Raw genomic sequence first — 11,909 nt, 5'->3', positions numbered from 1 at the left:
GTAATTGTTTTTCTCTATTATTTCTGACCTTGATCAGGAATTCACTGTAATAAAGAAATAAAACTATTTTGGAAATTTCTGATAGAAATTAGATTTTGACTATCAAATATTTTCTTGTGTAAAATACAGATCATAGAGAACCGAAAAGAAAATTACAAAACAAATCTTTGTAAGAAATTATTAACTTTGGGAGAAGAATATGTCGCAAGTAGAGGTTTTAAAAGAAGTACAGTCGTTTACTGAAGAACCAAAGAAGATGCTAATCAATAACGAGTGGGTTGCTGCTTCCTCCGGCGAAACGTTTCCTGTATACAATCCGGCAACAGGAGCAATTTTGGCTCAAGTTGCTTCGGGCAATGAGCAAGATATAAATATGGCTGTGAGTGCAGCACGTAAGGCATTTACCGGAAATGACTGGCACAGTATGACACCCTCAAACCGCGGAAAGCTTATTTGGCGCTTAGGAGATCTTATTGAGCAAAATCTAGATGAATTAGCACAGCTTGAGTCACTTGATAATGGTAAACCGTTTAGTGTTGCTAGAGTAGCTGATGTTCCGCTTGCAGCAGATCTATTTCGTTATATGGCTGGTTGGGCGACAAAAATAGAAGGTAGTACAATTCCTATTTCAACACCAAATACTGCGAAATCAAAGCATTTTGCTTATACTTTACGCGAACCAGTAGGAGTTGTAGGACAAATTATACCATGGAATTTTCCACTGCTTATGGCTGCATGGAAATTAGGACCAGCGCTAGCAACAGGATGTACAATTGTTTTAAAACCCGCAGAACAAACACCACTAACAGCCTTACGACTAGGTGAGCTTATTGTGGAAGCTGGTTTCCCTGCGGGTGTTGTTAATATTGTAACAGGTTACGGAGAAGCAGCAGGCGCACCATTAGCAGCACACCCCGATGTAGATAAAATTGCGTTCACAGGTTCTACAGAAGTAGGCAAAAAAATCATAGACGCAGCAAAAGGAAATTTGAAAAAAGTAACCCTAGAACTAGGTGGTAAATCACCAAATATTATTTTTGGCGATGCAAACATAAAATACGCAACTTCAGCGGCAGCCAATGCAATATTCTTTAACCATGGACAATGTTGTTGCGCAGGGTCACGTTTATATATCGAAAAAGATATTTTTGAACAAGTGGCAGAAGGTGTAGCAGCTCGTGCAAAGAAAATTCGCCTAGGGGCTGGGATGAATCAAGATACGCAAATGGGGCCACTAGTTTCCGATGAACAACTAAATAGAGTATGCAGTTATCTCAAATCCGGTTTATCAGAAGGCGCAGAAGCTCTTGCCGGTGGTAAGCGTCATGGAGAGCAAGGTTACTTTGTTGAACCTACTGTACTTGTCAAAACCAAAGCAGATATGAAAGTAGTGCAAGAAGAAATTTTTGGTCCAGTGGTTGTGGCAATGCCTTTTGACGATATGGAAGAAATTACGAGTGTTGCTAACGACACCATCTACGGGCTTGCTGCAGGTATTTGGACACAAGACGTGAGCAAAGCGCACCGCTTAGCAGCGAGAATCAAAGCCGGAACAGTGTGGGTTAACTGCTACAACGTTTTTGACGCCGCTATGCCATTTGGCGGCTATAAGCAATCAGGTTGGGGAAGAGAGATGGGAGAAGAGGCTCTTAAGCTATATACAGAAGTAAAATCTGTTTGTGTACAGATATAGTTTCAAAATAAAATTTGCGATGTCTTGTATCATCGAACGCTGTTAATTTTTAAAATAGCATCAGAATAGAAAATCCTCTACCATATTTTAAGAATAAGCTGTTGATAGACTATTGTCTTTTTGTAAAATGATTTTGCAATGAGTAAAATTAGTACAAAAAGACATAGTTGTTTAGATAAAATGAATTGCTAAAAATAAAGTAAAGTTTTTTAAACGAATTTGTCCTCTTACTTGTCCTCTAGAGTGCAACTCTCTAGCGGTAATCGATCGCAGCACTGTTTGGTGATTGTCTTAGATCTTTTTAGATTTTTGCGTTTTAATAGGAACGGTTGCAGACTTGAGGAAAATCGTAGAGCTTAAACCTAACTTTAAAAAAGAAAAGATACGCTCAACCATAAAAAAATATAGTAAGCGGTACTAGTACTTTGTTGCATCGATTATTGTGTGAGTCTGACACTGTTTTTGCTGTTTTTGAGTCTGACACTGTTTTTGTTTGGAGGTATATATGTCTGCATCTCAAAAAATAGCATTCATCATATTTTTTGGAGTAGCAGCACTTTTCAGCTTTGTTATGTTTTGTATCCATATAAAGACGAAAGGTTCGCTAAAGAATAGTTTGTATCTTGGTACTTTATCTCTTCTTTTTATCACGGTTGTTGTTTTACTCATTTTTAATCGTACAATTGATCAGAAAAAACGCCGTGTAGTTACTACAAAAAAGTCTAATTCCACACAAAACAAAAATTCCAAACGGTCGAAGAGTAGATATCAAATACATGGCTATGATATCATTGAACAATTGGGCTACGTAAGTACCGGAGCTATTTTTAAAGGTTATAATCGGCAGAGAAATATGTATGCTGCAATTAAGATCTTAAGTAATGATTCATCAAATAATCCAGCCTATGTGGAGAGTTTTATACAAGAAAATAACCAAGGATTCAAAATAAATCATCCGAATATAGTGTCTGTTTTTAAAGCAGGAAAATTTCGCGGACGTTTGTATTATATTATGGAATTCGTTGATGGCATAACTGTAAGAGAAGAGTTAGTAAGCAATGGAGCGTATAACGAACAAAAAGCCATTAATATTGGATTACAAGCGGCGCAAGCTTTAGAATATGCCAACTCTCTCGATATACAGCATCCACGTTTAAACACGAATAAGATCATCATTACTCAAGGTGGTCAGATCAAAATTTACGATTTACATGTCGTTACACCAGAATATCCAGGAGGTACAATAACTAGATTTCCAACAAAACCATATGGACCAGATAAATCTATGAATAATAGTCCGATATTCTATATAGCACCAGAGAACCTTACAAAAGAAAAACCAGCAGTACCAGACGAACTTGCCAACATATATAGTTTAGGTGCTATTCTATACAATATGCTAACAGGAATTCCTCCACTATATGGTTTTTTTTCGAATCCAATCCAAGTTGTAGAAGGTTTTATATCAGAAAAACCTCTACCGCACATTCAAACGCTTAATCCTAATATCTCAAATGAAGTCTGTCAAGTTGTTGATTTGATGATGAAGATAAATAGAAATAAAAGATATCAATCGATTTCTGATGTAGTTAAAGATCTTGTAGTTCTCTAAATTTAGATCTTGTGCTATAGGTGCTAGAATCGCAACTTAAAGGCGTTCTTTTTGTTTACAATAAAGGTTTTTCATTAATGTAAGATGAAACAAGAGGTAGAAAAAATATTTAAACAATATTTGGTTATTCGCAGTTGTAGCAAATTAACAAAATTTGCAACGTAAGGGTTTATTAATGAATAGCTTAAGGGTTTGTTGTCTGTTTTTTTCTGAGATGGACGTTTTTCTCATTTCATCCTTGCAAAAACCACCAAAGGTAAAGAAAAAAATACTGACTTATGTGCTTGATGACAAGCGATAAAGTTGACGAAAGACAAAAACAAAATAAAACTCAGCTTCAAAGTGATAGAGCGCTGTGGTAAGCAAATAAAATGGCGTTGGTTGGACACTGTTTTTGAGTCTGACACTGTTTTTGAGTCTGACACTGTTTTTGAGTCTGACACTGTTTTTGAGTCTGACACTGTTTTTGAGTCTGACACTGTTTTTGAGTCTGACACTGTTTTTGAGTCTGACACTGTTTTTGAGTCTGACACTGTTTTTGAGTCTGACACTGTTTTTGAGTCTGACACTGTTTTTGAGTCTGACACTGTTTTTGAGTCTGACACTGTTTTTGAGTCTGACACTGTTTTTGAGTCTGACACTGTTTTTGAGTCTGACACTGTTTTTGAGTCTGACACTGTTTTTGAGTCTGACACTGTTTTTGAGTCTGACACTGTTTTTGAGTCTGACACTGTTTTTGAGTCTGACACTGTTTTTGAGTCTGACACTGTTTTTGAGTCTGACACTGTTTCTGAGATAAGAATAATGTTTCAAAATGTATCTTGTTATGTATTCTACATTTCCCGAATGTTGTAAATCATTTTATAAAATAATTATGCAAAAAATTATTCACATTGATATGGACATGTTTTTCGCAGCAATTGAGATTCGCGATAATCCTCGATTAAAATATACTCCTGTTGTCGTAGGAGGCAAACCGAATAGTCGTGGAGTTGTAGCTACAGCGAATTACGAAGCGCGCAAGTATGGTATTCGTTCAGCAATGTCATGTATGGAGGCTTATAAGCGCTGTCCACACTGTGTTTTTGTGAAGCCGCAAATGGAAAAATATCGCGATGCTTCTAACGCAATTCGCGAAATTTTTTATTCTGTTACAGATGTTGTTGAGCCTTTGTCTTTGGACGAAGCTTACCTAGAGGTAACACAAAATAAGCTACAAGAAAGTAGCGCTACTCGCGTTGCTGAACATATTAAAAGTATGATTTTCCAAAAAACGCAGCTTACTGCTTCGGCGGGAGTAGCATCTAATAAGTTTATCGCAAAGATAGCTTCTGATTACAATAAACCTGACGGTATATGTGTTGTTTCTCCGCAAAATATACTGGCTTTTATTCATCCACTTTCTGTTAGAAAAATTCCAGGAGTTGGCAAAGTTACTTATGAAAAATTACAACGTTTACAAATAAAAACAATTGCTAATTTATCTCTAAAAAGCTTAACATTTTTAATTGATAATTTTGGTAAATTTGGTGTGCATTTATATAATATCGCTCGCGGAATAGACGAACGAGAGGTTGTTTCGCAGCGTATTCGTAAATCTTACGGCCGCGAAAATACTTTTGAAAATGATATCGTTGATGTTGAAGAGGCTCTTATTTATTTGAAGAAATGTTGTGATGGAGTATTCCAAGCAATTAATGAACAAAATTTGCGTGCCCGTACTATTACTTTGAAAATTAAATACCATACTTTTCAGACTGTGACGCGTCGCTTTACTAAAAATGGTTATTTTCTTTCTTCGTACGAGTTATACGAAAATATTTGTTCACTTATTAAGCAAACAGAAGTTGGGGTGACTCCCATTCGCTTAGCTGGAGTGTCTGTTTCTGGTTTTGAAAACGACGTTTCACAGCAATTACATTTCGATTTTTAGTTTAGTATGTTTTTAAACTCGTTGGCTTCAAATGATATATAGTGCTTATAAAAACAGCAAAAACGACAATAGTCAACTTTTACGACAAATAAAGAAAAAAGTGGTTTAGATTCGTTTAATTTCGGAGTAGCTACACAAATATTGGTTTGGAATTTATAACGGATATTGTTGATTCTTTTTTAATGATTGATGTTGTTTGAGAAATATATCAACCTTGCTTGTTCTCTGTTGACCTTAAAAAGGTGACTTGTATTATTAAATAATTGCGATAACAAGCCACCATTCTTTTAAAAATTGAAAAATCTAAAGTAGCAAATAGTACCTCATACTTCCTTTAAGGAAAAGGAGGTTATTTTATACGACTTTAGAAGATGAATGACAATTGTTATTGTGTTATGTAGAATGACTGTTATTCTTTAGTGCTATCGAATTGATAGAAGAAGGCGTTAAGTTTATTGCCATCGAGATCGCGAAAGTATCCGGCATAAAAGTTATCTCCGCCGCGTGGCCCTGGTTTACCTTCGTCTGTTGCTCCTAATTCAATTGCTTTGTTATATATTTTGTCAACTTCTTCTTTTGATTTAGCTTGTAGGGCAACCATAGTGCCATTTCCCACTGTTGCGGCATTTTGATCGTATGGTTTGGCGATACTTAGACCTGGTTGTCCAGGGGATATTGCCCAAGCAATAAAAGTTTCCATTTCCATAAAGCGTTTTGCCCCTACTTCTGAAAGTAGTTGATCGTAAAATTTAGCCGCTTTTTCCATATCATTGGTACCTAAAGTAACATAACCAATCATTTTTAACTCCTTGTAAAAGTAATGTTTCTAATCTTCAATGCAGGTTACTTTTGCTAGGATATCTTTCGCAGATATCCAGCCGTTTATTTTACCGAGATTGTTGCCGATAAGCACTCTTTTATCTTTTATTTCTTTTATCAAGTGAAGTAGATAATTGTTTTTCCATTTTATGAAGACTATGTCGCCTACCTTCACATGTTCAAAAGTTGTTGGTTGTAGTGTTACAAGTTGTCCACTTTCAATGCGTCCGCGCATAGAACCACCAAGTGGACGTACTTGCACTGTTTTTCCTAGGATAATTTGCTCTTTAGCTTGTTTTACCCAACTACTCTTTGGTATTTTTTTTGGCATTGTTCAACTCTTTTATTAGAATTGTTAAAGAATGTTGTTTTTCATCCAAAAAAAGTTGGAAATGTCGATACATCCTGGTTACACTTCCAACTTAAATCTCTATTGATAAACAAAATTGGGCACTATTATAACTCTCTAGGACCTTTGTTAGTAGTTCTTTTCGGTTACCTCAAAATTCCTGTATCCGATTGAGTAACTATTTTGTCAAGTCCTTGGGCTTCTTTAGAGTAACTTATAAGGAAAAATATTATGTCAGAGCAACTCAATTTTCCCAAAGGGCCTAAAATGCCTGCTACTATACAAAGTCTTAATTGGCTTTTTCGCGTATATCCGTTTCTTACAAACTGCGCTAAACATTTTCCAAGTCCTATTGGTTTACATTTTCTCGGATTTGGAAAAGTTGCGATGTTTAGCGATCCTAAAACCATTCGCGAGATTTTTACAGGAGACACAAGTGTTTTGTTTGCAGGCGAAGGAAATGATATATTAAAACCATTTCTCGGAGATAACTCTTTATTAGTAATTGATGGAAAACGACACTTGCGAGAACGTCGATTGTTACTTCCTCCTTTTAATGGAGAAAGAATGCGTTATTATGGACAATTTATCCAAGATATTACCCAGCAAATTATGGAAAAATGGCCTGTTGGAAAATCTTTTGCTATAAATGACTTTCTTCAAGAGATATCTTTAGAGGTTATTTTGCGCCTTGTTTTTGGGATAGAGGACCAGAAAAAATTTATTGAGTATAGAGAAACTATAGTTTCTTTACTTGGACGCGTTGATGGTCTTAAATCAATGGTTTTATTTATACCGTTTTTGCAAAAAGATTTTGGGCGTTTGAATAATTGGGGACGTTTTCAACGTGACTTGCGTAAGGTAAATAAACTTATATACGACGAATTGAAAGAACACAAAACAGAGTCCGGACAGGATATACTTAGTTTGTTGATAAATGCAGAGTATGAAGATGGGAAAAAAATGCAGCCAGAGGAAATTCGCGATCAGTTGCTCACTTCTTTGTTAGCCGGACATGAGACAACAGCAACTGCACTAGCGTGGGCTTTATACTGGTTAGATCAAACCCCTCGTGCTTACGAAGAATTAATGAAAGAACTTAATAATGTGGAAGAGTGGAATGCAAAAACAATTTCAAAGCTTCCCTATCTCGATGCAGTTTGTAAGGAAAGTTTACGCCTAAATCCTATTATCCCTATTGTCGCGCGTAGATTACAAAAAGATTATACTATTGGTGATTATCACCTACCAAAGCATACCTTGATCGCTCCATGTATTTTTCTCACTCACCAACGCGAAGATTTATACCCTGAGCCACAAATTTTTCGTCCAGAAAGATTTATTGAACGAAAATATTCGCCATACGAGTTTTTACCGTTTGGTGGTGGTGTGCGTAAATGTATAGGTGCGGCATTCGCTACATATGAAATGAAGTTAGTACTTGCTACTATTTTAAAAAGATTTTCATTCAAAGTTTGCAATCGCAAATTAAAGATGAAACGTCGTTCAGTGGTTATTACACCCGGAGATTTAAAAATTATTGTGCAGCATTTATAAATGAACCAGTAGTGATTTGAAGTATTGTAAATATTGATTAGTGAATGTTTTTGACAGAGAAAATAAAAGAAGATAAAAGTATTTGGAAGGAAAAAGTTATTAATAGTTCCCTAATCCAAGAAATAAATTTTCGGAAGGAAGGCAACTCCAAAAATTTGTCTCTTTGGTAAATCAATTCCTGATTTGTTGTCAAATACATAAATCCCCTTATAAGACTCAACAAAGATTTCATCTTGATCTATAAATAACGATTTTCCTATAAATAACTCTCCTAAAGTGCTTATTAATTTAAAAGGATAAGTAAATGAATCATTTAAATCAAACACTTGAATAAACGCATGATCAATGATAAATGATAAATAATTCTTTGTGCAACAAAAATTCGTTCAGGAGCTAAAATCATCAAAACTTTGAATTATTTCTTCACTTTTTTTATTAGTATCAATTTTTTTGATATCATATAGAGGTTTATTTGCATTATCGTGACCTACAATAAAACTTTGGGCTGCCAAAATTATTCCTACGCATTATCAAAATTATTTTGGAGTGCGTAGAGACCAAAATAAAATTAGTTTATACTACCGTATGATGGTTTTTAATGTGTTTGCAAACCTTTATATTCGTTTTAGTCTTGGTTGTCTATTTGTATATTTTGCGGATTGATAACTACGGAATCTTCACGCTGTAATCCTCTTTTTACACTAACCAACTGTGCCTTTGTAGGACCAAGTTGCAATATTTCTGATTTCCGAATATGATTACGATTACGAGATTGAATGTAAACAAAAGGGTTGCCTTCTAAATCATATACAATAGCACTTTTAGGGATTGTTAAATACTTGGCTTTTGCTAAAATTATTTTAACTTTTATTTCAATTCCATCTCTCCAAAAAACTTCAGTGTTTTTTAAGGAAGCCACTACTTTAAATCCTCTATTGCTCTTTTTAGAACCAATATAATCTATTACGGCAGGATATAATCTATCTTCGTAAAGAGAAGTATCTATTTTTATATTACTACCCAACTTAATAACTCTAAGTGCTTTACTGGGTACAAAACATATAGCTTGTAGTTTTTTCGATTGCAATATCGTTGCTAATTGGTCGTTTTTTTCGACAGAAACTCCTCTGTTAATATGAATATCGTAGGATAGGATTCCAGAAATTGGTGCAGTAATTTGGTATTGTGATTGTTTGATTTTCCATTCTTTTACCGCAAGAGTATTTTTTTCTATCTCCAATTTTTGTTCAACTATTACTGCGTTTGTAATGTGCATTTTTTCTTGAAGTATTTGTTCTCTTGATTTGAGTTGAGATAAATTCCATGTAACATCTCTATGTTTGTTGTTTTTTTGTGATTTTGAGGTCCTAGCTTGGGAAGCTAAAATTATTTCTTCTCGTATAGTTTGTTGTTGTTTTTCTAAAATTTCTTTTAAAAGTTGATGGTGTTCTAACTTTTTTAATGAAGATTTTAGTGCTATTTGTTTTTTCTGTAATTGTAAAACAATAATGTTATTCTTGAAAAAAATGATTGATTCACCTTGTATCACTTTAGATCCATTTGCTTTATATTTGAGAATTATTCCGTTTTGTTCAGAAGAAATAGTAGCATACGAACTACTTTTAAGATGGCCTTGACCTATAACAAACTCATCGAAATTTTGATACTTGGGGAAATGTGTCTGTGGTCTTTGCGAAAATAAGTGAGTAGATATTAGAACTGTTACCAATAGTAAAAAATATTTCATTAATAGCTCCTAATAAATATGTTTTCTATATCTCTTGTTATCTCATTGATTACTAATAATAGTCGTTATTCGAATTATCTTCTTTTGTCTTAGTTTTACTTTTTTAGGCAAAAAAGCAGAGTAAACTTACTCTGCTTTAGAAAATTAAGAGTGCCATACTATTTTTGTTGCTGAGGGACCCACACTTTTACAAAGTAATCAGAACAGCCTATTGCCAATTTACCGTCTTTAGATAAAGCTACACTCATTACATATTGATCGTTGAATGAAAAGGTTTGCAATCTTCGACCTGTTGTTGTGTCCCAGATAATAGCTTCCCCATCGTTAGCGCCAGAGACAAGCATTTTATTATCGTGGCTAAAATACAAAGAATTAATATTAGCTCTATGGTTTAATAGATGCATTTTTGCTTCCCAGTTTTTCGTATTCCAGAGAGTTATACAATGATCTCCGCCGTCTGAACGATGTGCTGTTGCCAAAAGGTTTCCGTCATGAGAAAAGGCAGCTTTTCTACCATAATTTATATTTTTTATATCTAATTTACGTTTTACTTCGCCGTTTTCTGCTTTTAATACGCAAAGTTTATATTTTCCACCTGCGATACCTAAAAATTTTCCGTCAGGAGAATAGCAAACACCGTTCACGGCATCTTTAAGCTTGATTTCATGAATTTGTTTACCTTCTTCTAGGTCCCAGACGTTTACTCCATATCTATTTGACACTGCTGCTTGAGTTCCGTAAACGCTAACATCGTACAGTGTTGAAGGGTGAGATTTAGGCTTAAGTCTCATAACAACTTCACCTTCTTCCATGTCCCATAAGCATAATGATGGATCATCATCAATTGCAATCACTGACATTTCTTCTGGATCAGGATGAAATACTAAGTCAATAATTTTATTTTCTGCTTTAACAGATAGAATTTCTTTACCTGTTGCTGCCTTCCATAATTTTAAGTCATTGTAACTTGATCCTGTTACTAGATACTTATTATCATTTGAAAAGTCAACGGCATTTACATAACCAGAATGTTTCCTTGTATAAGTTGGTTCGGCTTTAAATATTTTTTTCGCAGAAGATTTATTAAACTCTTTTACTTGATAATTTTTACCCCAAATGCGCGTAGTGTAGTCACTAGAAGAAGTAACGACAAGTTGTCCATCAGCAGAAAAATCTACGGCTTTTATCCCGCTTTCATGTCCTTTGAGTGTTACTAATCTTCGTCCATTCGAAACTTGCCATATACGAGCTGTTTTGTCTTCTCCTCCAGAAAGTAGCACTTTGTTATCTGGACTAAAACAAATGCCGTTAATATATCCTTCGTGCCCAAGAAGATCGCGGACCACTTCGTAATTTTCGGTATTCCAAATGCGTATACCATTGGTACCATTATCTTGTCTATATACCATTGCGAGCTTTTTGCCGTCAGGCGAATATTTCATTTGACTAGCGTAACGCAAATCTTGCACTAAAATCTTAGTGATTTCCCCTTCTTCTATATCCCAGATAACTGCTTTGCCATTATCCCAAGAAGAAGCTAAGTATTTTCCGTCAGGAGAAAATGCAACACCTTTTATTTTTGAACGACTTTCTTCTTCAAAAAAATCAATTTCCTCTGCTCTTTCTGTGTTCCATATAATAATCTGCGATTGTTCTGTACCAACAGCTGCCATTTTACCATCTGCTGATAATGCTAATGAAAGAAGCTTCCCAGTGTGTATATCCATTTTTTTTAGGGTAAAATCTCGTTCCCCATCTTGAATATTCCAAATTTCTGTACGCCCTCTATCGTTTATGCTTACGAGTAATCCGTTTGGTAAAAAACGCATTTCTCGAACCCAAGTACCAGATTCAAATGTTTTGATATCTACGCCACTTTCTAAATTCCAGACAGTTATTTTACCTGAACCACCTGCAGCTGAAACAGCGAACGAGTTGTCGGGTGCAATGGCGCAGGCAGAGACAAAAGCAGCGTCGTTTTGTTTGAAACTTTGTTTCTGTTTGAATTTTTTAAAAAACTTTTTAGGTGATTGGGCATGAGCGTTGATAACTGCAATCAAAAAGACTAAAGCTAATAGAAAATTTTTCATCGAAAACTCCATTATTTAGAAATAAACATGAGATACAACAAATAGAATTGCAAAGTAAAAGAGGAAATAATAAGAGAATGTTCCTAGAACATGTCGATAATAGGTAAAC

General features: G+C 34.9%; 10 protein-coding genes. 5 read left to right on the top strand and 5 right to left on the bottom strand.

Going from position 1 to position 11,909, the window contains the following annotated elements; translation table 11 throughout:
• Nucleotides 1-199: 199 nt before the first annotated feature.
• From UABHE_RS29995 to dinB, 4 genes are all read left to right on the top strand, one after another.
• Nucleotides 200-1,693: an aldehyde dehydrogenase family protein gene (locus UABHE_RS29995; protein WP_372367068.1), complete on the top strand. Its 1,494-nt coding sequence runs from the start codon at nucleotides 200-202 to the stop codon at nucleotides 1,691-1,693.
• Nucleotides 1,694-2,198: 505 nt separating this feature from the next.
• Nucleotides 2,199-3,305, top strand: a complete 1,107-nt coding sequence (locus UABHE_RS29990; RefSeq protein WP_372367067.1) for a serine/threonine-protein kinase — start codon at nucleotides 2,199-2,201, stop codon at nucleotides 3,303-3,305.
• A 303-nt stretch (nucleotides 3,306-3,608) separates the two neighbouring features.
• Nucleotides 3,609-4,160 (top strand): hypothetical protein, encoded by a 552-nt coding sequence (locus tag UABHE_RS29985; RefSeq protein WP_372367066.1) that lies wholly within the window; start codon nucleotides 3,609-3,611, stop codon nucleotides 4,158-4,160.
• Between the two features lie 19 nt (nucleotides 4,161-4,179).
• On the top strand, nucleotides 4,180-5,238 hold the full coding sequence (gene dinB, locus UABHE_RS29980) for a DNA polymerase IV (protein ID WP_372367065.1): 1,059 nt from the start codon (nucleotides 4,180-4,182) through the stop codon (nucleotides 5,236-5,238).
• Between the two features lie 409 nt (nucleotides 5,239-5,647).
• Here the strand turns inward: dinB and UABHE_RS29975 are convergent, their stop codons facing one another.
• Together UABHE_RS29975 and UABHE_RS29970 are read right to left on the bottom strand one after the other, a co-directional pair.
• Nucleotides 5,648-6,037, bottom strand: a complete 390-nt coding sequence (locus UABHE_RS29975) for a VOC family protein (RefSeq protein WP_372367063.1) — start codon at nucleotides 6,035-6,037, stop codon at nucleotides 5,648-5,650.
• A gap of 27 nt (nucleotides 6,038-6,064) precedes the next feature.
• Nucleotides 6,065-6,388, bottom strand: coding sequence for a hypothetical protein (locus UABHE_RS29970; RefSeq protein WP_372367062.1), 324 nt, complete (start codon nucleotides 6,386-6,388; stop codon nucleotides 6,065-6,067).
• Nucleotides 6,389-6,637: 249 nt separating this feature from the next.
• Between UABHE_RS29970 and UABHE_RS29965 the strand changes: the two genes are divergently transcribed.
• Nucleotides 6,638-7,963, top strand: a complete 1,326-nt coding sequence (locus UABHE_RS29965; RefSeq protein WP_372367061.1) for a cytochrome P450 — start codon at nucleotides 6,638-6,640, stop codon at nucleotides 7,961-7,963.
• A 386-nt stretch (nucleotides 7,964-8,349) separates the two neighbouring features.
• Here UABHE_RS29965 and UABHE_RS29960 read toward each other — a convergent pair whose 3' ends face one another.
• The 3 genes from UABHE_RS29960 to UABHE_RS29950 form a co-directional block, all read right to left on the bottom strand.
• Nucleotides 8,350-8,475 carry a hypothetical protein gene (locus UABHE_RS29960; protein ID WP_372367060.1) on the bottom strand — a complete coding sequence of 42 codons (126 nt, stop codon included), beginning with the start codon at nucleotides 8,473-8,475 and terminating at the stop codon, nucleotides 8,350-8,352.
• 113 nt (nucleotides 8,476-8,588) lie between these two features.
• A complete protein-coding gene (locus UABHE_RS29955; protein WP_372367059.1) occupies nucleotides 8,589-9,710 on the bottom strand; it encodes an efflux RND transporter periplasmic adaptor subunit in 1,122 nt (373 codons plus the stop codon).
• Between the two features lie 158 nt (nucleotides 9,711-9,868).
• The gene (locus UABHE_RS29950; protein WP_372367058.1) at nucleotides 9,869-11,800 is read right to left on the bottom strand and encodes a WD40 repeat domain-containing protein; all 1,932 of its coding nucleotides are present in this window, start codon (nucleotides 11,798-11,800) and stop codon (nucleotides 9,869-9,871) included.
• Nucleotides 11,801-11,909: the final 109 nt, after the last annotated feature.

Source organism: Candidatus Uabimicrobium helgolandensis, from assembly GCF_041508025.1.
Lineage (GTDB): Bacteria > Planctomycetota > Uabimicrobiia > Uabimicrobiales > Uabimicrobiaceae > Uabimicrobium > Uabimicrobium helgolandensis.
The sequence above is the reverse complement of the archived record's forward strand: the minus strand, read 5'-3'. Positions and strand labels throughout refer to the sequence as shown.